Genomic DNA, 21890 nt, shown 5'->3' with positions numbered 1-21890 from the left:
ATAATAGGAAGTATAGTTGTAAGTGAGGGGGATGCGTATGGTGCAAGAAGTATTAATCGAATTGGTTAAAGGAATTGGACGTTTCTTCCTTCATCCAGCAGTATATATTACGCTTCTCTTCTCGATATTGATCGGATATTTTCGAGTGAAAAGAGAAAGAAGACAGTTTCGCACAAGACTACAATGGGGATGGACCGAAACTAAGCGATTCTTGTTGGATGGTTTAATTTGGGCACTTATTTTATCTGTTATAAGTGTAGCTATCGGATTAGTTATTCCTAATTCTTGGCTATGGATATATAGCGTGTGGATGATATTATTTATATTAGTATTTACGTACCAATTTGGTTCTGCGGTTTATGCAATTGCATTAGGTACTGCAACAGTATATGCCATGTATAAATTTAGTTGGTCATTTGATTTATTTTCATGGACTTTGTCTGGACTGGATATTCTGCAAAATGGAATTGTTCCTATAGCTATAATAGCAGGACTTTTACTTATCGTAGAAGGTGTTCTTATTCAAAAACATGGTGCTACGCAAGCGACTCCAAAACTTGTGACCACATCTAGAGGTATGGAAGCGATCGTTTATGATGTGAAAAGATTATGGCTATTGCCTTTATTACTTATAATTCCCGGGGATGTTATTCCGACCTATTTACCTTATTGGCCACAGTTTTCGCTTGGAGAAACTGCCTTTTCTTTGGTTTTATTTCCATTTGTAATTGGCTTCCAACAAAAATCTCAACATTCTCTACCTATTCATTTTTTCTCAGGATACGGAAAAATTGTTTGGCAACTTGGGATTGTAATTACGATAATTGCTGCTATCGGTTATTTTGAGCCACTTGTAAGTGCAATTGCTCTACTAGTTGTTGTAATAGCAAGGTTGCTTATTACGATCATAAAATATCAACAAGAGAAAACAGGGAATTATGCTGTCTCCCCACAATCGAATGGTGTGATGATTGCTGGTGTTCTGTCCGGTTCTCCAGCCGAGAAAATGGGTCTATTAATAGGAGAGCGTATTGTAAAAGTGAACGGACAGAAAGTTGAAAACGAACAGGAATTATATGAAGCAGTACAAATAAATGCCGCTCATTGTCGGCTAGAAGTGCTGGATTCAAATGGAGAATTACGTCTTCGTCAGCATATATTATTTAGACATGATCATTATCGACTAGGTTTAATCTTAGTTAGATAGGAGAAACTATGGAATCACTATCACTCACAACTCAAATAATATTGGCTATCTTTGCTCCTGCATTACTAGTCATATTATTTACACGTATCACATTCAATCATTATGTTGCGTTAATATTGACCGTCGCCTTATTTGCCGCATCGGTCTACGCAGGCTACACACATCGATGGTGGATTTATATGATCGACGCTGCATCACTTACATTTGGCTTCTGGTATAGTACCCATATGAAAACTAGTAATAATAAAAAAAATCCGCCTCTGTGAACTGAAGAGAGCGGATTTTTTGTTCTAAAAATTATGTGCGATTAAAATATTAAAATTAGTCAATTTCCAAATGGTAATTAATAGAAAAACCCAAACAAAGTTGATTTCCGCTCCAGGCGGACGCTTTCCGCGGGCACGGCTTCAATCTCCTCGTCACTGCGTTAATACGGGGCTTTCAGCTCTCGCTGATCCCGCTGGAGTCGCCGCCTTGCGCTCCAATCAATATAACGTGTAGTACTACACACTAAGATTTAGCATAGCCTATCACTTAGAAATTAAGATTGGTAAGTTTTAGTAAGTAATCGAATTATTTGAAATCGCTTTTTAGTTAAAAATGCTACTATCCATTGATAGTGGATGAAATCAGATTTCTTTATACCAGTGGAAATAAAGAGAAATAGTAAATGTTTACTAAATTAAGAAGCGAAATAGCGAACGAAATTGTATCTTCGTGAGCTTCCTCTATCAATAGGGTAGTATCTTTTCTCTAGTTATCCAAAACCGCACTTACCTGTTTCTGAGAGTTGTAGGAGGGCAGCGGACAGGCAAAAGCCATAAGATTACCGAAGAAAAAGTGATATTGGTTGTGACGGAGGTCACAACCAATATCACTAAAAATTTAGTCGGTAATAATATAGCAAAAGTCTGTCCTAAGCAATTCGAAAATGATAGAAACAGGTTTTGAACATAAATGCCAGGATCCCTTTATTGCCCAACTTTTCTTATTATGTATAAATAAACTACGATTAAAATATCAAACTATAAACAGCTAAAACTCCAATTGTACCAAGTACAACAACCATCACATTTGAAAATAGAAAAGCCAAACTAAACGCAACAACCGTTCCTATTAAACCGAATAGAAGATTATCTTGTTGTACATATAAAATTGCCGGGAAGATTAAAGCGCCCAAGACTGCGTAAGGAATATTGCGTAATACACCCGAGACAACTGGAGGCAGTTCTTTTCCCTCTAAAAAGGTGAGAGGAAATGCTCTTGGAATATATGTAACAAGAGCCATTCCAAGTAATGTCCACCAATACCACGAACCCATTTAGTTAGCCCCTTTCGGTAAATTTTTGCCGCGTTTTGCGTAAATTATTTCGATAAAAATAGAAGAAGCCAATGTAGCGACTAAAATAGACCATCCAGTTGATAATAGCTCGGTCCAATAAAAGAATCCGTTAATCATAGCTGCTATAAGAGCGAGCATTACTACCTTTCTATTACCACGCATAGATGGTACTAGCAGGCCAACAAACATCGCATATAAAGCAATAGACATCGCTGCTTGTAAAAATGCTGGAAGATTTGCGCCAATGACATGTCCAACCGCAGTAAAAACAACCCAGCTACTATACGCTATTAAGGCTACACCAAAAGCAAAAGGTGTAGCTATTTTTTTTTCTTTTTGGGTAGCTAGTACCGAAAAACTCTCATCTGTGATCCCAAAAGCATAGATTCCTTTGATCCATCTTTTTTCACTTTGCATCTTTTCATTCAGTGCAGCCGTCATTAAGAAGTGACGAATATTAACGACAAACGTATTTAAAACGATTAAAATAGGGTCAACACCCTTTGAAATAAGTGTAAGGGACATATATTGTGCTGCTCCCGCATAAACGAAAATACTCATAGCTGTTGCTTCCCAAATCGAGAGTCCAGTCGTTTTAGCAAGCAAGCCAAAAGTCAATGCAACTGGAAAGTAACCGATAGCAATACTGATCCCAGCTTTCAATCCTAAAAAAAATGAATTATTATTCACAAAACGTTCACCACCTAAATACATAATCAACAAATTATACTATAAGTAGAGCGTTTTATGTACAGTAATATTGGGAATAGTATAAATATACATATTTGGAGGAGAGCCAAATGCCTGAATGGTTTTCAATAGAAACATTAACAAATTTAACACATGATTATCGAGCACTTGGACCACTAATTGGAATCCTATTGCCCTTTATGGAGGCCTTTCTCCCATTTTTGCCATTAGTCGTTTTTATCGTAGCCAACGTCAATGCATATGGTCTACTGATTGGTTTTCTTATATCCTGGATAGGTTCGGTTGCCGGTTCCTACGCAGTGTTTTTAGTCATCCGAAAATATGGACGAGCACGAGCATTAGGATTTATTACGAGGCATGCCAAAATCCAAAAACTAATTACATGGGTAGAGCGAAATGGATTTGGACCACTCTTTTTACTCGTTTGTTTCCCTTTTACACCTTCTGCTTTAGTCAATATTGTTGCAGGTCTTTCAGATATGAAAAAAAATACATATTTCTGGACTCTAGCATTAGGAAAGCTCATTATGATTTTCGTTGTTAGTTTTATCGGATCTGACATTAAGGCATTGATCACTCAACCAATTAGAACCGCTATTGTCGTTTTACTTATTGCTATTCTATGGTTTGTTGGTAAAGCAATTGAAAAAAGGATAAATAAAAGAGTAGAAGCAGATTTTAGATTAATCAGCGGCGAAAGAAAAAACAAAAGAGGAGAAAGTATTGAATAATCTAAAAAAAGAAATGTTGGAATGGTTGACAGCATTAGTAATTGGTATTTTAATCGTGATGTTTGTAAGAATGTTTCTTGTGACAAATTATGAAGTAGTTGGACAGTCAATGACGCCTACATTGCATAACGAAGATAGAGTAATTGTTAATAAGCTTTCTAAAATTGATCGGATGGATATAGTGATTTTCCATGGTGATCAACGTGAAGATTATGTGAAGCGTGTAATTGGTCTACCAGGTGATATGATTAGCTATGAGAACGATGAGTTATTTATTAATAATAAAAAAGTAGAAGAGCCTTATCTAAAATCTTTTAGTGCATACGGAAATCCAAATGATAACTTCACTGGAGATTTTGAATTGGAAGAACTGACCGGAAGTAAACGGGTTCCACCAGATAAGTTGTTTGTTTTAGGAGATAATCGTATTTCCAGTATGGATAGTCGATATTTTCACTTTGTAGATATGAAAGAAATTGTTGGTGAGGTGCAGGTGCGCTACTGGCCCATCTCGAAGGCAACAATCCAATTCTATTCCGAATAATTTCCCTCTTTCGTAGTTTGTTTTGTACAATAGAGATAGGAGATTATTCGGTTTTTTTTATACTATTAAATTCTTATTACTAGTTGAATCAATTTCATAAAGCATATTAAATTGTGAAATCCGAACAATGTTGATTTCCGTTCCAGGCGGACGCTTTCCGCGGGCACGGCTTCAATCTCCTCGTCACTACGAAAACAATGCTCCTGCGGTTACTCGTCGCAAAGACATTGGTCAAAAAAAGTTGACCAATGTCTTTCCTGCGGGGCTTTCAGCTCGCGCTGTTCCCGCTGGAGTCGCCGCCTTCCACTTCAATCAACTAGATCGACTTTTAAAAAACGAATAAAAAATTGTGGTATCACGCAAATATTTGTAATTTTAATTGAAACAGTTAATTATGAAATTGACTTAGTTGGAGTTTAATTGAGCAATCATCCATAATAGATATCTAAAGGCTTTGTACGCATTACCGAAAGCATGCATGAGTTGATAATTATTAGATAAATTTTCCGTTTCGCAAGTAAATTAGCATCGAGAGCAAGTAAACGAACAGTAAGCGCAAATATCTTATAAAGCAGTGCAAGTAAATATCTTACGTACACAAGTAATTAACGTGCCTCCGCAAGTAACTGATGAAAATGTAGAGAATTTCTTCATTCAGGTACTTCTAAAAGTTATTTACTGCCGCTCTAAAGGTTAGGTTTTGATGTTTGTCAATTTATTTAATTTTTTTCAATCATCGTTTTTATAATACTAATTCTGCTCAATCTTATAGTTTAAACCTACCCACTTATTGATTGGAGTGTAGCGCAGCGACTCCAGCGGGAAAAGCGAGAAAGTCGAGACCCCACAGGGAGCTTAGCGACCGAGGAGGCTCGGCCTCGCCCGCGGAAAGCGTCTGCGCGAAACGGAAATCACAGTGTTAATTCTCTACTGTTATTTTTAGAACTTATATATAACAATTTCATCACCAGAAAGGAGACTAAAACCATTGTCGTTACGAATAATTAGTGGCCGATCAGGCTATGGAAAAACAACTTTTATCCACAAAGAAATTATTACAGAACTACAAAAAGCTCCTATAGGAGATCCAATATTCTACATAGTACCTGACCAAATGTCATTTTCCAGTGAGTATGACCTTGCAGCAGAATCGGGACTTCCTGGACTAATTCGAGCACAGGTAACGACGTTTAAACGATTAGCATGGCGTGTTCTTCAAGAAACTGGTGGAATTGCCAAAGAAGAAATAAGTGGGTTCGGCTACCGTATGCTCATTCGTAGTCTACTAGAAAACCACAAAGATGAATTTACGCTTTTTAAACGAGCAGCAACTAAAAGAGGATTTACCGATCAAATCGAAGTATTACTGAAAGAGTTTAGTAGATACTGTATGGATTACTCTACAATGGCAAATGCTCTTAGCAATTTAGAAAATGTGAATGCTCCAAAAACGCTTATTGATAAATCCTCTGATATAATGCTGATGCTTGAAAAGATGGAGCAAAAACTAGGGGTTAGTTACATTGATGGAGAAGGGTATTTAACGTTATTAGCAACTAAAATAAAAGACTCCACACTACTTGCAAAAACAAATTTATACATTGATGGTTTCACATCATTTACGACGAGAGAATTAGAGATTATCGAGGAACTAATGAAACAGGTGAAGCGTATTACAATTGCCCTTCCAATGGAAACATTGCAGGATGCTATAGATGAACAATCACTGTTTTATCAGCCTGCAAATACATGTGTAAGATTATTAGAAATAGCCCAAACCGAAAAAGTTGAGATAGAAGAAACGGTACATCAACATGAACAGAAGCGGTTTACGTCACAAGAAATCGCTCATATTGAGGCTAATATGGATCAGCTTCCTCCCCTGCAAACAAAGTCAGAGGGGAATATTCGCATAACAGAAGCTGCCAATCGTCGTGCGGAAATGCATGCAGTAGCAAGGCAAATACGAGAACTTGCGCAACAGAAAAATGTTCGTTATAACGAAATGGCTATTTTGCATAGAGATGCGGACGCATATGAAGGGCTAATCGAAACTATTTTTCCGCAATATGATATTCCCGTTTTCATTAGTAAAAAGAAACCGATGTTACACCATCCATTAATCGAACTTAGTCGAACCATTTTAGAAATAATTCGAACAGACTGGAAATACGAACCAGTTTTTCGTGCGGTGAAGACAGATCTATTTTTTCCGCTAGATGCCCCTAAAAAAACATGGAGAGAGCGTGCCGACCGTCTGGAGAATTTTGTGCTGGCATTCGGAATTTATGGGGATAGATGGCTAGATGAAAGACGCTGGGTTTATAAAAAATATCGTGGCTTAGAGTTTTATTCAAAAGTGCAAACTGATGAAGAGTTGAGTATTCAAGCAGATATTCATACAGTAAGAGATTTGATTGTCGAACCTATTAAAGTCCTTTCCGATCAGCTGAAACAAAGTAAAACAGGAAAGGATTATGCGATAGCTATTTATACATTTATTGAAGGGCTAAATATATATGAAAAACTGCAAAGCTTGAAACAAGCCGAAGAGGAAAACGGTCAATTACTTCTAGCTTCCGAGCATGAGCAAGTTTGGAACGAGTGGGTAAATGTAATCGACCAATTTGTCTTGATGTTTGGTGAGAAGGAAATGTCCTTAGAAGAAGTAGCAAAAATTTTAGAAGAAGGATACGATCAACTTGCTTTTTCAAGCATTCCGCCTACGATTGATCAAGTGATTGTTGGGAACGTTGATATCATTCGTTTAACGAATATAAAAGCAGCATTTGTGCTTGGCGTAAATGATGGAGCTTATCCAAAACGGATGGATCATGAGGGACTGCTAACGGATACAGAGCGTGAATGGTTTACTCAAATTGGATTTGAACTTGCGCCAACGTCGAAAATGCGTTTGATGGATGAAAATTATTTAATATATAAAGCACTCGTAACAGCATCTCATTTCTTATACGTATCTTATCCAATGGCAGATAATGAGGGGAAAGCATTGTTGCCTTCTATGTATATTAAAAAGCTTCATCAAATGGTAAGCGATATACCTGTTGAAGTAGCTGTAGTGGATCCAAGAGATATGTTAACGGAAGAATTTGATTTGACTTCCATAAGTCACCCGCGTCCTACATTGCCATATGTGATTATGCAGCTTCGAGGTGCGCTAGAAACAGGAGAACTATCGCAAGTTTGGCAGTCTGTCTATCAATATTATTTAGAGGATCCATATTGGTCCAAATTATTGAAGAGAATCACAAAGCCTTTAATTCATGGCAATCAAACCGAAAGATTAAATGAACAGATGACTGCTGCCCTATACGGGGAAACGATGCTATCCAGTGTGTCCCGTGTAGAGAAATATTATAGCTGCCCGTTTGCACATTACGCATCATACGGCCTAAAGCTAGAAGAACGTGCAGAGTATAAATTAGAAGCACCGCAAATGGGAGACTTATTTCATGCGGCGTTAAAATGGATTGCGGATGAAACGAAGCGGTTAGATTTACTTTGGTCTCAGTTAACTAGACAACAATGCTACCAGCTTGCTAGACAAGCAGTCGATTATATCGTGCCAGTCTTTGTACACCAATTATTATTAAGTACAAATCGCTATCGGTATATCCAACGAAAATTGGAGCAAATCGTTGCTAATACATTGATCGCCTTAAGTAGGCATTCTAAAGGCTCAGGCTTTGTTCCAATTGCTATAGAAGCAGGATTTGGTCCTGGAGAAGCGTTGCCAGCACTAGAAATTCCCCTAAAGCGTAATCGGAAAATGCAATTACGTGGTCGAATCGATAGAGTGGATGCAGCTAATATTAACGGCAATATGTTTGTTCGGATTGTCGATTATAAATCATCTAAAAAAGGGATTGATTTGAACGAGGTTTACCATGGTATTTCTCTTCAAATGTTAACTTATTTAGACGTTGCTGTAGAAAATGCCGATATATGGCTACACGAGGACGCTGATCCAGCAGGAGTTTTATATGTGCATATGCATAATCCGTTTATCCAATCTCAAAAAGAAATGGAAGATGCGGAACTTGAGGATGCCGTTTATAAATCATATAAAATGAATGGTCTACTCGTTGATGATTCAGAAGTTATTATGGAGATGGACGATCAGATTTCGGGATTTTCTAAAGTTATTCCGGTACGTATGAACAAAGACGGAAACTTGTCTAAATCATCCTCTAAGGTAGTAGAGCCAGAGCAAATGAGATTGCTGCAGTCCTTTGTTCGGAAAAAGCATGAACAAGCCGGAAACGGGATGAATGCTGGAGATACTCGCGTTTTACCTTATCGAATTAAAGATAAAATGCCATGTAATTACTGCTCGTATCGCAGTGTTTGCCAATTCGATCCTCAGGATCCTGCTCAACAAGTACGTGTATTGAAAGTGGAGCAGCCGGAAATAGTAGCAGAAAAAATTAGAGAGGAGATGAGTCCAAATGAACATTCCTAATATGCCAGCAGAGCTAACATGGACACCTGCACAATGGAAGGCAATCTGGGCTGCGGGTTCAGATGTACTTGTTTCCGCTGCTGCAGGCTCTGGGAAAACAGCTGTCCTCATCGACCGACTCATTCAAAAAGTCATAGCCAAAGAACAACCTATCAATGTCGATGAGCTATTAGTCGTTACCTTTACGAATGCATCTGCTGCAGAAATGCGTCATCGTATGGGAGAGGCGCTAGAGAAGGCTATAGCGAAAGATCCAACATCGAATCATTTACGAAAACAACTAAGTCTGTTAAACAAAGCTCAAATTTCTACACTACATTCTTTTTGCTTAAATATTGTTCGGCAATATGCGTATATGTTAACGATAGATCCAGGTTTCCGTATTGCAAATGAAACAGAAGCTGCAATCATGCGTGATGATATGTTAGCAGAAGTACTAGAAGAGGCTTATCATGTCGACAATCCAGAGGCGATGTACCGACTATCGGATAGTTTCACATCCGATCGTGACGACCAATCTATTGAAGTGATGATTGAAAAACTATATTCTTATTCGCGTGTACATCCAGAGCCGAGGAAGTGGTTGCTGGCAATTCCGGAAGCCTATAACCTGTCCGAAGAAGTGACCATAGATGAATTGTCATTTATTGGTCCATTGAAACTTGCCATTATTCATCATTTAGAAGAGGCGATCGCCGTAACAGAGGAGATTCGTAGACTCGCAAATGAACCAAATGGGCCAGCACCTCTTGCAGAAACTGCTATGATCGATCAGCAAATGATTCAAGAAGCAGTGGATTTGATGAAGAATAGCTCGTGGCAAAGCGTTTTTCATTACTTCCAGGGCATTAAATGGGGAAGAGCAGCAGCGATAAAAAAAGATTCCTGTGATGAAGGATTGAAAAATCAAGCAACAAATAAACGGACGAAAGTGAAGAAAATCGTTAATGACTTAAAGGATAATTATTTTACTCGAACACCAGAACGATTACTAGAGGAAATGCGATTAATGGCACCTCAGCTGCAAAAGCTAGTGGAGCTGACTCTAGCGTACGGAGAACGGTATACAGCAGCTAAAAATGAAAAGGGGCTCGTCGACTTTTCAGATTTGGAGCATCATGCATTGGACATTCTATCTGAACAGGATGAAAATGGATCACTTATCCCCTCAGATATAGCGAAGGAATACAAGGCTCGTTTTAAAGAAGTGCTTGTTGATGAATATCAGGATACCAATTTACTACAAGAGACTATTTTACAGTTTGTGAAAAGCGGCGATGAAAACAAAGGTAATATGTTCATGGTAGGAGATGTAAAACAATCTATCTATCGATTCCGTTTAGCGGAGCCAATGCTTTTCTTAGGAAAATATCTAGCATTCAATGATCTCCCAATTGATTCAGGCATCAAAATAGATTTGAATGCAAACTTCCGTAGCAGAAAAGAAGTATTACATGCAACGAACTATATTTTCAGTCAAATTATGGGCGAGCAGGTAGGAGAAATTGAATACGATGAAGCAGCTTCGTTAAAGCCCGGTGCACCTTATGAAGAAACCGAAACACCTGTCGAGATTGCGTTATTATATGAAGTAGAAGATGGCAGTGCAGAACCGGCAGAGGAAGAGGAAGAAACTGTAGAAGCTATGGCGGAAGAAGAGTTAAAGAAATCGCAGGCAGAAGCACGTTATATTATTTCGAAAATAAACGAGATGATTCAATCAGAAACGACTGTCTATGATCCATGGAAAAAAGCTCATCGTCCTGTTCGATATAGTGATATGGTTATATTAATGCGCTCGATGACTTGGTCCGGAGAGGTTACAGAGCAATTTAAAGTAGCTGGTATTCCTTTGTATGCGGAGCTTTCAAAGGGATATTTTGAAGCAATTGAAGTGCTAATCATGCTACATACACTTCGTACAATAGATAATCCTTATCAGGATATATCACTTGCTTCTGTTCTCCGATCACCTTTTGTAGGGTTAACCGAATCAGAGCTCGCGCTTATCCGTTTATCTGCTCCAAAAGATTCTTTCTATGATGCATTGAAGACATTTGTATCTAGTGGAGGAGCTGGGCTATCGCCAGACACTGCTGAGAAACTACAAAGGTTCCTACTTCAATATGAAGATTGGCGCGATTTAAGTAGAAGAGGCTCGCTCGCAGATTTAATATGGCAAATTTACTTAGATACCCATTACTACGAAATAGTAGGAGCAATGCCAAATGGTAAACAAAGACAAGCAAATCTTCGTATTCTTCATGACCGCGCTATCGATTATGAAAAGACTTCATTCCGAGGACTGTTCCGCTTCTTACGATTTATCGATCGGATGCGTAAAAGAGGCGATGATTTAGGAGCAGCACGCGCTATAGGGGAAAAGGAAAATGTCGTTCGTTTAATGACCATTCATTCATCCAAAGGACTCGAATTTCCAGTTGTATTCTTAGCTGGTATGGGTAGACCATTTAACCAAATGGATTTTAATGAGTCATACCTTTTTGACCAATCGTTTGGGCTTGCAGTAAAAGCAATTGATCCTGAAAAACGAATTTCATTTACTTCATTGCCATTTTTGTCTATGAAGGAAAAAAAACAAATGGAATTGAAGGCTGAGGAAATGCGTGTTTTGTATGTAGCAATGACGCGTGCCAAAGAGCATCTATTCCTCATTGGATCAATAAAAGATTTAGCAAAATCGTTAGAAAAATGGGAGGATGCCCAGAACGTTTTGAGTGATGAAATGTTGCCAGGCTATATACGTGCGAAAGCAAAAGGTTATTTAGACTGGATTGGACCAGCTTTAGCAAGGCATACAAATTTCCGTCAGTTATCGGATGTGAATGAAGCAAATATAGTAGATAGTGAATCCAAATGGAAGATTGTCGCTAAATGTGTAGATGACTTAAAACATATTGCACTAGAGGAAGAAAAAGAAGCTGTTGTATTGGACCAGCTAATAGATCCTGCAAAAAGTACTTATTTAAAGGAAGTTCAGTTGCGTTTCGATACACCCTATTCTTATGAAATAGCTACACATAAACGTTCAAAACAAACAGTCAGCGAGATGAAGAAAATTCAGCAGCTTATGGAGCGATCAGACGATGACTATTTTCAAATGTCTGGACCTACTAGCCTGAAAAAGATTGCGAAGCGTCCTTTTTTCCTTCAGCAGGAAACAATATTGACAGGTGCAGAAGCTGGTACTGCGGTCCATGCTTTTATGCAAAACGTCGATCTCCAGGAGGAAAAAGATGAAGAGCAGATTCTACTTTTTGCAGAAAGACTTGCAGAACGTGAAATTTTAACGAAAGCTGAACAGGCTGCTATAGATCCTAACAAAATGGTTCCTTTTTTCCGTTCAGATATTGCTATGCGATTGCGAAATGCAAAAGAAGTGATGAGAGAATTTCCCTTTACGTATGCCCTAGAGGATGATGATGGCGACAAACAAATTATCCAAGGGGTCGTCGATTGTTTATTTTTAGAGGATGATGGGCATTGGGTTTTATTGGATTATAAAACGGACAAAGTAAAACATCTAGTCAACAACGAATCGTTATTACAGCAAGAAATGCAAAAACGCTACGAACTTCAATTGTCACTTTATACACAGGCAATCGAGGCGATTTTACAAGTAGAGATAAAAGAAAAAGTACTATACTTATTTGACATTAATAGAACAGTGTCATTTTAGGGGGAGAAAGCTTGCAAATCAAACCAACGGGAGTAAGTGAACGCATTATTTCAATAGATGTTATGAGAGGGTTCGCCCTACTCGGGATATTTGTCGTGAATATGTTGTTTTTCCATACTCCATATATTTATATTAATCCATATACTTGGTATCAAAATCCAAGTGATTATGAGACGTTTAAAATGATTGACATTTTTGTACAAGGAAGTGTGTATCCGCTATTCTCTATGTTATTTGGATACGGTTTGGCTATGCAATTTATGAAATCTGAAGCAAATGGCGGTGCTTTTTCTAAATTTGCTGTTCGACGATTGTCCGTTTTACTATTAATCGGATGTATTCATGCTTTTCTTATTTGGGCAGGAGACATTTTGATAACGTATGCATTAGCAGGATTTGTTTTAATACTCATGATTAGATTGAAGCCAATTTGGTTACTTCTTATTAGTATTTTCTTATTTTTAGTACCAAATGGTTTACTTAATGGCTTAATTTACTTGGCCTACAAACTTAGCCCTGATGACATGATTATTTATACTGGAATTCAGGCAATTGAAGAATCTGTTCTTGCATATGGTCAAGGATCATGGTTGGATATTTTCTGGCAACGATTAGAAGATTGGCTTTATATGAATGGGAGTGGGGCAGTACTTTTAGTTATGTTCATTACAATTGTACCATTCCTATTATTAGGTGCAGCAGCAGCAAAATGGAAGCTTATCGAAAGAGCGAGAGAGTTAAAAGTCTTTTGGATTATTACGATCGTTGTTGCTTTTGCAATTGGTACAGTGATTAAGCTGATTCCATATCAAAATGAAGCAAATATGTTCACGATGAATGTTCAAGACACTTTTGGTGGCCCACTCCAAGCGATTGCTTATGCAGGTGTTATTGCGATGATTTGTTTGATTCCGATGGGTGCTAAAATACTTTCGCCAATCGGGAAGGTCGGTAGAATGTCCATGACAATATATTTAATGCAATCAATTATTGCAACCACTATTTTTTATGCTTACGGATTTGGGTTGTACGGAAAGATTGATATAAGCACAGGTACATGGATGGCTGTCGGTATTTACGTTTTGCAAATAGTATTTGCAGAGATTTGGTTTATGAAATTTAAGCAAGGTCCTGTAGAAATAGTGTGGAGAAAACTGACTTATTCGAATAGTTTATCGAAAAAGGATGAAAAGGAACTCAATTTGTAATAGACTAAGAGATAGATTAAAACAATTAAGGGAGTGTCCATTAGATGAAACTATTATCATACCGTTTAAATGACAAAAATTACTTCGGACCAAAAGTCAAAAAAGAAGAGGCAGTATGGGATATTTTACACATTCAGGAGACGCTCCAAGTATTACCCGACTTTCCAACTACCATTTTAGAAGGTGTGCGTTTAGGGATGGATTTTGTCGAACAAATTCGTAAATTAGTAGAAGCTGCTCTAAAGGCTGAAAATCCAAATAATTTTAAACGTTCTTTTACAGAAATCGAGTGGTTGTCACCAATTCCACGTACCCCAAAAAATATTATGGCAGTCGGTAAAAACTACGCTGACCATGCGAAAGAAATGGGTGGCATAGCAAGTGATTTTGTTGTATTTACGAAGTCTCCAACTTCTATTGCAGCAGATGAACAAACTCTTTCACTTCATGCAGATATAACAAACTCCTATGATTACGAAGGCGAGCTAGCGATCGTTATTGGTAAACAAGGGAAAAATATTCCGGCAAAGTTAGCATACGATTATATTTTTGGATATACAATTGCTAACGATTTAACGGCACGTGATTTACAAACGAAACATCAGCAATATTTCTTAGGGAAAAGTCTAGATGGATCTTGTCCAATGGGGCCATACTTAGTGACTAAAGATGAGTTGCCGAATCCACAGGAACTCGCAGTCGTGACAAAAGTGAATGATGAAATTCGTCAAAACGGAAAAACTTCCGATATGGTATTTTCAGTTGAACAAATTATTGCAGAAATTTCGAAATCGGTTACCCTAGAACCAGGTGATGTTATATTAACAGGGACCCCTGCAGGTGTAGGCAAAGGATTTAATCCGCCACGCTTCCTTAAATCAGGAGATATAGTCAAAATTTCGATTGAAGGAATAGGTACATTAGTGAACAAATTCGAGTAACATGGTACACTAAATAGGATAGTAGTAAACTACAAGTATAATTGAGGTGGAAAAATGGATTTCTTAGCATCAACACATTTACACATTACCACTTGGGTAGTCGCACTAATCCTATTTTTTGTAGCATTAGCGATTGCAAAACCGAAAGTAGTTCATATGATTTTACGTTTGTTCTACATCCTGATCATTATTACGGGAGTTGCTTTGTTCATCAAAGGTATGGACTTCGGTGAAGGAATGCTTTACGGATTAAAATTCCTAGCAGGTATATTAGTAATTGGTATGATGGAAATGACTTTAGTGAAAAAGGCAAAAGGAAAACCATACACAACTTTTTTAGTGTTAATGTTTGTTTTCTTCTTCATCGCCCTATTCCTAGGTTTCAAACTACCAATGGGCGAAAATTTCTTAGCATAAGTACGGGGAAGCTTTCACATAGTGGAAGCTTCTTTTCAATCTATTGATATTATGCTATTTGAAAGAGGTAAGAAGAGAGGGGGAGCAGGAAATGGGAATATCATTGCTAATATTAGTAATTGTCCTAATGATTGCATTTGTAGCCACATCATTTATCATTGCTAACCTACAAAAAAACAACACCGATTCTCCAGGTGAACTCCAATCACATATCCTTCAAGAATTCCATAAAACTGAGAAGCCACCAAAATGATTGGTGGTTTTTGTTTTTAAATAAGAAAGTTTTTAAAATGGTATCGGGAATAGTGGGATCATGATATTTTAAAGAATGAAAATTTCTGGTGATTTCCATTACAGGTGGTGACAAAGGAATGAAGGCTAAGTGCGCCACCTCGCGATCGCAACACCTTCGTGACCAACATCCTGTTGGCCTCCGCGGGGTGAGCGATGAACCATCACCGTCGCTAAAATACAACTAAAGTTTGTCATGAAATGGATAATTTTTCCCTAAAGCAAGTAAATACAAGATGAGAGCAAGTAAACAAAGTCAGAGGGCAAGTAAATCCTTAGGAGAGCGAGTAACCAACGACAAAGAGCAAGTACTCACTAAGGAAGAGCAAGTAACCACTTAAATAACACATTTATAACAACTTTGCGACCTGTCACAGTTTGGACGAATTATTATAGATATTTATTGCTTTAATTGCGAAACGATAGCGATTAAAACATAGCTTTGATAAAATGAAATGTATATGCGTCAAAGGAGGATTTACCTTGAAGTTAACAAAATGGATTATAACTGGATTGCTTATGAGTAGTCTTTGCCTATCGACAACTCTAGTGAGCAATGCAGAAACGAATAACTCTATACATAACGAAAGTATTTATGATCTATATGTAGATCGCTACTTTAATAAAATAGGAACGAACGATTATGATGTCAATCCAAAAGATCCTAATGCATTCTCAGGTGGAGATTTTCTCGGTGTTATGGAAAAAATGACACATATTAGCGATATGGGATTCACTACTATCTCGATAGGACCTGTTTTTGCAACAGAATCCTATGATGGTAAGCGAATTTTAGATTTCGAACAATTGGAAAGACACTTTGGGACAACTGAAGAATTTAACGAGTTATTAGACAAATCTCATGAAAAAGATTTAAAGATCATGGTTGAATTCCCTCTAAACAATTATAGTGAGAACCATATCTGGGCTGATGATAACGAAAAGAGTGATTGGATACTTTCAAAAGAAGATGGTCAAATGCATCTAGATTTGAATAATCCTGATGTACAACAAGCTCTAATTGATACACTTGTTAATTTTGCAGAAACGTACAAAATTGATGGTGTTAAATTGTCTGAGTTGGAGGGAGCACCAACTCCATTTATAAATGAGTTAATTTTGGCAGTAAAAGAAGTACGAGAACCGATGTATGTCATAGCCCTCGAAGAGTCAGAGGCTGATTTTGATCTGGACTATTCAGAACAGCTAATGTTAGATTTCCGAGACACTTTCAAAAATACAGATTTACCTTCGGATTCTATTTCTTCAGCAAACGAAAATAGTCTTTTAATGGTGGATCATTTATTGACGGAGAGAATTACATATCATAGTGCCTTAGAGAATATGTTCCCACCTACTCGTATTAAAATGGCGATCGGTACACTACTTACGTTACCAGGTGTGCCTTATATGACATATGGCACGGAAATAGCGATGAATGGTCAAAATCCACAAGATAGCCACCAAATTATGAATTTCCGTGTAGATGAAGAGCTAATTGAATATTTAAAAGATATGGCCTCCATTCGAACAAAATCAGAAGCGATGCGAACTGGTAAAATGGAATTGCTAGAAAATAAAGATGGATATGCCGTCTACAAACGATATTCTGATGAAGAAACTTTTATAGTTGTCGTTAACAATACAAGTGGCACAAAAAGAATCGACATTTCTAGCGAGGTAATAGGGAAAGATAAAGAACTGCGTGGTTTATTTGAATCAGATACAGTCCGTGCTTCAGATGATGGTTCATATCCGTTAGTACTAGATAGAGAAATAGTCGAAGTGTACCAGGTTAACGAAGACAATGGGCTTAATAGCGCCTATATCGCGGCAATGGCCGTTGCTTATTTATTGTTTATGTTATTCCTGATCATTGTTTGGAAAAAAGGCAAGCAACGCAGATTAGATGAAGAGAAAAAAGCAAAGAACTAAAAAAAGATTGGTCACTGTTATAAGGTGACCAATCTATTTTTTTAGAGAAAGTATATAAAAAATTTCCTGTAAATACTGAGTTAAACGCACTTTTATAAATGAATAATACGACTGATTTCCGTTTCAGGTGGAGTACAAAGGCTAAGTGCGCCACGTCGCGATCGCAACGCCTTCGTGACCAACATCCTGTTGGCCTCCGCAGGGGGAGCAATGAACCATCCAGGGGAAGAAAGCAGATTTTCTTTTATTCTAGTGGAAATAAAGAGAAATAGTAAGTGTTTGACTCATAAAGAAGCGATATAGCGAACGAAATTGCATCTTCGTAAGCTTGTTCTATCGATAGGAAAGTATCTTATCTTTAGTTACCCAAAAACGCACTTACCTGTTTCTAAGAGTTGTAGGAGGGCGACGGACAGACAAACGTTATAAGATTACCGAAAAAAGATACTGGTAATAATATAGCAAAAAGTCTGTTCAAAGCCCTTGGAAAACGATAGAAACAGGTTTTGATCTTAAAGGACTGGGCGTCTTTTGTCAGGTCTTTCTTAATGCCGCATAATTGGCAATGAGCAGCATCGGAAGGATCCACCTGATTTTATGATTTCTGAGAAATCGACTTCCAACACTTGATATCCATGCTCTCTCAGCTGACGATTAACGTCCTGATTTATTGGCAAACTAAATACTCGATTATGCCCAATAGATAATACATTCGTACCCATTGAGAACTGCTCACTTTCGCTTACTTCGATTAAATGATACATGCTCGACAAACGATCTACGATTTTTGGTTCTAGCGCATCAGGAAAAATCAAAGCATCACTGGAAGAAAGAATATTGAACACACAGTCTAAATGCAAATATTTTGGGTTAAAAGGAATAGGTATAATCTCAAAATCTGGTAAATCTCTTTGCAAAGATTGAATAGCATTTTTACATGTACGATCGCTAACTCCAACAAAAACACGATTGCCATCAATGATTACATCGCCACCTTCAATGGAATGTGTTGAGACTTTTTTATAAGAAATGTCGTGTTCATTCATCCAATGAGCTAATATTTTTTCTTCGCCTTGACGAATAGGATTCGCCATTTTGGATATAAATAAGCAATTGCCTAAAGTGAAACCAATATCTCTAGTGAAAACTTGTTCTGGGTGTTCTTTACTTGGTCGCAGTTTAATCACTTCCACACCTGCATTCCGTAAAGTTTGTTCAAATATCTGATGCTGCGAAATAGCAAGTGAACGGTCAATATTATTATTTACATACTTTTTTTGAACATCATTAATCACTTCTTTAATTTCCATGTATTGAGGTTCACATAAGAAGACTTTTTGAAGTGTTCCATATTCACTTTGACAATGTATTTGAGATTGATCTTGAATTATTTTCACCATAAGTAATCCTCCAATTTCTTTATTCATTCTTTTATATTCCCTTGATTTTTAATTTCATAACCTATTTGTGAAAAATATTTACATTCGAACATTGCTGTTTCAGTAAATTCAGGTTGGGGTAAAGAATAGATATAAAGAGAATGTGAATTAAGTTAATGGAGGCGATTGTATGATTACGAAGGAACAAGCTTTATTATCAAAAGAAGATTTTCATACTAGAACTGACTTGCCTAGTTGGCTCTATAAAGAATACGAAACTTTTCATAACACGGTAACGGATAAAACGTTTCCATGTTTTTTTGGAATGAGTGGCGAACTAAAAGGTGAGCTCCGCTATGCTTATATCAATCAAGATGACTGGAGTAATCTACCGTCCGCAGTAAAAGGCTTTCTAGATTTATTTAAATTACCAAAATACAAAAGACACGGTCTTTTTGTGTTTGTTGAGCCTTTTGAGCAAGAGGGTTCGATCGACGATTACCGAAAGCAATTTTGGGAAATCCTACAATACTTACATGAAGTAGATGAAGTTGAATGGCCAGAAGATAGTCCTCGGGATCCTGAACACTATTTATGGGATTTCCGATTCAATGGAGAGCCAATCTTCGTGTTTGGAAATGCTCCTGCATATAAGAAACGAAAGACACGTCATCTAGGAAATGCGATGGTTCTGGGGTTCCAACCTCGCAAAATATTTGAAGGATTAGAAGGAACTGAAAAAGGTGGTATTATGTCACGTGAAAAGGTTCGTAAACGTGTAGAAGCGTGGGATCAGCTACCTAAGCATCCAGATATCGGCCACTTTGGCGACCCAACACATAATGAATGGAAGCAATCCTTTATAGGTGATGATATTGAGCCAATTCAAGGCAAATGTCCATTCCACCATAAATCACAAGTGTAAAACTATTCTATACTTTTATCTAGGATTACTTGTGGAAAATAACATGAGGATAGAGGTAATGTAGTTTAAGATAGTATTATAGATAATTCCATCTGTCATAACTGCTGATGAACGAGAGCAAATAGATAATATGTAATTCTTCAAGTAAATTTAATGAGTAAATAGTCTTTACCCAATAAAGAAGCAGGAATGAAGATCGGAATTGTATTTTCGAGCTTCCACTTTGAGAGGGAAAAATCTTCTTTAATTATCCCAAAAGGTACTAACCTTTTTCGTAAAGTTTTTGGAGGGCAAAGGAAAAACATAGGTCCCTAGATTATTGAAAATAGAGAAGCGGGTTGACAAATCATAACCCGCCTTTCGATATCCACGGCAATGGTGTAGTAAAGCACTACGGGAACAGTAAAAAAATTTATCCTTAGAATATACTTCCAATGAAACCTTTCAAAATTCCAACTCGGAACTCAATGTAATATATAAAGAACTAGCAACTTATATATTCCTACCCTTTACTTGGGAAATGATGAAGAGGAGGTGGTACTAACCAGCCCTTACTTTTGTTTAAGCGAAGTATTTTGGCGCCAATTTGTACTTTAGCAGTATGGAATTGGCCGTAGAGCATAGCGATATCTTCACGTATACTTTCACCCATGACTTTACTACAAGCTACTAAACCAGCTGCTGAATCTTTAGCCAATGCTGCGCCGATTTCAGGGTCATTAAATCGTGCCCCAACTCGAATATCCTCAAGACGAGCATCCGGTCGAGCAGGAGGGGCAGGTGGTAACCCAACGGCATTTACCTTAAGTATTTTCTCAATTTGTTTATTTTCTTCTTCCATTGATTTAACGCACTCTTCAATTAACCCCTTTAACTCGTCATCACCAGCATGATTATAAAAGGTTTGATATGCAGCTATGAGCCCGTTATTCATTATTAAATTTGTCCAAATAGCAAATACTTCACCATAATGCAAAGGATCTTCCTTAGGATTTCCACTTAAGATTCCCATTATTTCACTCCTTATTTTCATTTTCACAGAGATTATCCATGTAAATGGTAGTATGTGGAGCCAATGAGAAAGTATTCACCCAATAAAAAAGAGGATCTACATATAATATAGACCCAAATTCCATCATTAAGAGTTAAGAAAGTATATGCTTTTCTATTAATTATCTGTCTAGTTCCAGCGTAGTCGGGGCTACATAGGCGCTTTCGCATTTCTTATGACAATTTATTTAAAAAGAATAAACCCATTGTTCCGGGACCGACATGTGCTCCGACAGTAGAGCCAATGGAGTGTATTTCAATACTCTTCGGATGAAATCTTTCCTCAATCATTTGTTTTAAATCTAGAGCTGTTGGTTCATCATCACTATGGCAAAGGGCGATGGACTGCTCACTAATCGAATCACCACGTTCGTCCATCATATCAATCATTCGCTTCAAAACTTTTTTGCGTCCGCGAATTTTTTCTAGAGGGACTAGCTTGCCATCCTCCACATGAAGAAGTGGCTTAATATTAAGTAATCCACCAACAAATGCACTTGCTTTAGAAACTCTCCCACCGCGTGCTAGGTAATCTAAATCTTCTACGGTGAATAAATGCTCCATATGCTCTGCATGAAAACGTACTTTTTCAATAATTTGAGCATTGTCCATTCCTGCATCACGTAATTTAACTGCTTCTTTTAATACTAAACCATATCCGAGTGATGCACATTGTGAATCGATGATTGTTAATTTCAGATCTGGGTACGTTTCTAATAATTGCTCACGCATCATCATAGCCGTGCTGTAGGTTCCAGAAAGAGCTGATGAAAATGCGATATATAATCCTTCTTCACCAGATTTTGCAAGATCCTCAAACAAGCGTAAAAATAACTCTGGTGAAACTTGTGAAGTTTTTGGATGCTTACCTGCACGGATTGCTGCGTAAACTTCAGAAGAATCAATACCGATAATGTCCTCATATTCATCCTCATCAATATGAACTCTAAGTGGCGCTAAAAGAACATTGTTATCTTCAAAAAAAGCTTTAGGTAAATCTGTTGCACTGTCAGCAAATATTCTCAT

The 21890-nt window shown here is 37.5% G+C and carries 17 protein-coding genes; 12 read left to right on the top strand and 5 right to left on the bottom strand.

What is annotated here, in order from left to right:
• Window positions 1-37: 37 nt before the first annotated feature.
• On the top strand, window positions 38-1207 hold the full coding sequence (locus MKY37_RS04670) for a PDZ domain-containing protein (protein ID WP_340774299.1): 1170 nt from the start codon (window positions 38-40) through the stop codon (window positions 1205-1207).
• An 8-nt stretch (window positions 1208-1215) separates the two neighbouring features.
• Window positions 1216-1473: a CsbA family protein gene (locus MKY37_RS04665; RefSeq protein ID WP_340774296.1), complete on the top strand. Its 258-nt coding sequence runs from the start codon at window positions 1216-1218 to the stop codon at window positions 1471-1473.
• Between the two features lie 746 nt (window positions 1474-2219).
• On the opposite strand, the gene MKY37_RS04660 is transcribed toward MKY37_RS04665, so the two are convergent.
• Together MKY37_RS04660 and MKY37_RS04655 are read right to left on the bottom strand one after the other, a co-directional pair.
• The gene (locus MKY37_RS04660; protein ID WP_340774293.1) at window positions 2220-2528 is read right to left on the bottom strand and encodes an AzlD domain-containing protein; all 309 of its coding nucleotides are present in this window, start codon (window positions 2526-2528) and stop codon (window positions 2220-2222) included.
• Entirely contained in the window at window positions 2529-3239 is a 711-nt protein-coding gene (locus tag MKY37_RS04655) for an AzlC family ABC transporter permease (RefSeq protein ID WP_340774291.1), read from the bottom strand. It lies immediately after the preceding gene.
• 110 nt (window positions 3240-3349) lie between these two features.
• Here MKY37_RS04655 and MKY37_RS04650 point away from each other — a divergent pair, with 110 nt between their 5' ends.
• The 9 genes from MKY37_RS04650 (at window position 3350) to MKY37_RS04610 (ending at window position 17510) form a co-directional block, all read left to right on the top strand.
• Window positions 3350-3991 carry a TVP38/TMEM64 family protein gene (locus MKY37_RS04650; protein ID WP_340774288.1) on the top strand — a complete coding sequence of 214 codons (642 nt, stop codon included), beginning with the start codon at window positions 3350-3352 and terminating at the stop codon, window positions 3989-3991.
• A complete protein-coding gene (lepB, locus tag MKY37_RS04645) occupies window positions 3984-4535 on the top strand; it encodes a signal peptidase I (RefSeq protein ID WP_340774286.1) in 552 nt (183 codons plus the stop codon). The genes MKY37_RS04650 and lepB overlap by 8 nt, the downstream gene beginning before the upstream one ends.
• 988 nt (window positions 4536-5523) lie before the next feature.
• Window positions 5524-9018 carry a helicase-exonuclease AddAB subunit AddB gene (addB, locus tag MKY37_RS04640; RefSeq protein ID WP_340774284.1) on the top strand — a complete coding sequence of 1165 codons (3495 nt, stop codon included), beginning with the start codon at window positions 5524-5526 and terminating at the stop codon, window positions 9016-9018.
• Window positions 9005-12718: a helicase-exonuclease AddAB subunit AddA gene (gene addA, locus MKY37_RS04635; RefSeq protein ID WP_340774282.1), complete on the top strand. Its 3714-nt coding sequence runs from the start codon at window positions 9005-9007 to the stop codon at window positions 12716-12718. The genes addB and addA overlap by 14 nt, the downstream gene beginning before the upstream one ends.
• Window positions 12719-12729: 11 nt before the next feature.
• Window positions 12730-13926 carry a DUF418 domain-containing protein gene (locus MKY37_RS04630; protein WP_340774280.1) on the top strand — a complete coding sequence of 399 codons (1197 nt, stop codon included), beginning with the start codon at window positions 12730-12732 and terminating at the stop codon, window positions 13924-13926.
• A gap of 44 nt (window positions 13927-13970) precedes the next feature.
• The gene (locus MKY37_RS04625) at window positions 13971-14867 is read left to right on the top strand and encodes a fumarylacetoacetate hydrolase family protein (RefSeq protein WP_340774278.1); all 897 of its coding nucleotides are present in this window, start codon (window positions 13971-13973) and stop codon (window positions 14865-14867) included.
• Between the two features lie 54 nt (window positions 14868-14921).
• On the top strand, window positions 14922-15284 hold the full coding sequence (locus tag MKY37_RS04620; RefSeq protein WP_340774276.1) for a YisL family protein: 363 nt from the start codon (window positions 14922-14924) through the stop codon (window positions 15282-15284).
• A 91-nt stretch (window positions 15285-15375) separates the two neighbouring features.
• Entirely contained in the window at window positions 15376-15537 is a 162-nt protein-coding gene (locus MKY37_RS04615) for a hypothetical protein (protein WP_340774273.1), read from the top strand.
• Window positions 15538-16058: 521 nt separating this feature from the next.
• Window positions 16059-17510: an alpha-amylase family glycosyl hydrolase gene (locus tag MKY37_RS04610; protein ID WP_340774271.1), complete on the top strand. Its 1452-nt coding sequence runs from the start codon at window positions 16059-16061 to the stop codon at window positions 17508-17510.
• A gap of 545 nt (window positions 17511-18055) precedes the next feature.
• Here the strand turns inward: MKY37_RS04610 and MKY37_RS04605 are convergent.
• Window positions 18056-18910 (bottom strand): dimethylarginine dimethylaminohydrolase family protein, encoded by an 855-nt coding sequence (locus MKY37_RS04605; protein WP_340774269.1) that lies wholly within the window; start codon window positions 18908-18910, stop codon window positions 18056-18058.
• Window positions 18911-19079: 169 nt separating this feature from the next.
• On the opposite strand from MKY37_RS04605, the gene MKY37_RS04600 reads away from it, so the two are divergent.
• A complete protein-coding gene (locus MKY37_RS04600) occupies window positions 19080-19814 on the top strand; it encodes a YqcI/YcgG family protein (RefSeq protein WP_340774267.1) in 735 nt (244 codons plus the stop codon).
• A gap of 502 nt (window positions 19815-20316) precedes the next feature.
• Here MKY37_RS04600 and MKY37_RS04595 read toward each other — a convergent pair.
• Together MKY37_RS04595 and MKY37_RS04590 are read right to left on the bottom strand one after the other, a co-directional pair.
• A complete protein-coding gene (locus MKY37_RS04595) occupies window positions 20317-20826 on the bottom strand; it encodes a DUF3231 family protein (RefSeq protein ID WP_340774266.1) in 510 nt (169 codons plus the stop codon).
• 212 nt (window positions 20827-21038) lie between these two features.
• Complete coding sequence (locus tag MKY37_RS04590; RefSeq protein ID WP_340774264.1) at window positions 21039-21890, bottom strand: DegV family protein; 852 nt, start codon at window positions 21888-21890, stop codon at window positions 21039-21041.

Origin of the sequence: Psychrobacillus sp. FSL K6-2836, from assembly GCF_038003085.1 — a bacterium.
Taxonomy (GTDB): Bacteria; Bacillota; Bacilli; order Bacillales_A; family Planococcaceae; genus Psychrobacillus.
The sequence above is the reverse complement of the archived record's forward strand: the minus strand, read 5'-3'. Positions and strand labels throughout refer to the sequence as shown.

Excerpts from the sequence above, each read along its gene's own strand:
- MKY37_RS04600 (WP_340774267.1), top strand. The coding sequence starts at position 19,080 with ATGATTACGAAGGAACAAGCTTTATTATCAAAAGAAGATTTTCATACT.
- MKY37_RS04590 (WP_340774264.1), bottom strand. The coding sequence starts at position 21,890 with ATGAGAATATTTGCTGACAGTGCAACAGATTTACCTAAAGCTTTTTTT.
- MKY37_RS04615 (WP_340774273.1), top strand. The coding sequence starts at position 15,376 with ATGGGAATATCATTGCTAATATTAGTAATTGTCCTAATGATTGCATTT.
- MKY37_RS04650 (WP_340774288.1), top strand. The coding sequence starts at position 3,350 with ATGCCTGAATGGTTTTCAATAGAAACATTAACAAATTTAACACATGAT.
- MKY37_RS04605 (WP_340774269.1), bottom strand. The coding sequence starts at position 18,910 with ATGGTGAAAATAATTCAAGATCAATCTCAAATACATTGTCAAAGTGAA.
- addA (WP_340774282.1), top strand. The coding sequence starts at position 9,005 with ATGAACATTCCTAATATGCCAGCAGAGCTAACATGGACACCTGCACAA.
- MKY37_RS04665 (WP_340774296.1), top strand. The coding sequence starts at position 1,216 with ATGGAATCACTATCACTCACAACTCAAATAATATTGGCTATCTTTGCT.
- MKY37_RS04670 (WP_340774299.1), top strand. The coding sequence starts at position 38 with ATGGTGCAAGAAGTATTAATCGAATTGGTTAAAGGAATTGGACGTTTC.
- MKY37_RS04625 (WP_340774278.1), top strand. The coding sequence starts at position 13,971 with ATGAAACTATTATCATACCGTTTAAATGACAAAAATTACTTCGGACCA.
- MKY37_RS04620 (WP_340774276.1), top strand. The coding sequence starts at position 14,922 with ATGGATTTCTTAGCATCAACACATTTACACATTACCACTTGGGTAGTC.
- MKY37_RS04660 (WP_340774293.1), bottom strand. The coding sequence starts at position 2,528 with ATGGGTTCGTGGTATTGGTGGACATTACTTGGAATGGCTCTTGTTACA.
- MKY37_RS04595 (WP_340774266.1), bottom strand. The coding sequence starts at position 20,826 with ATGGGAATCTTAAGTGGAAATCCTAAGGAAGATCCTTTGCATTATGGT.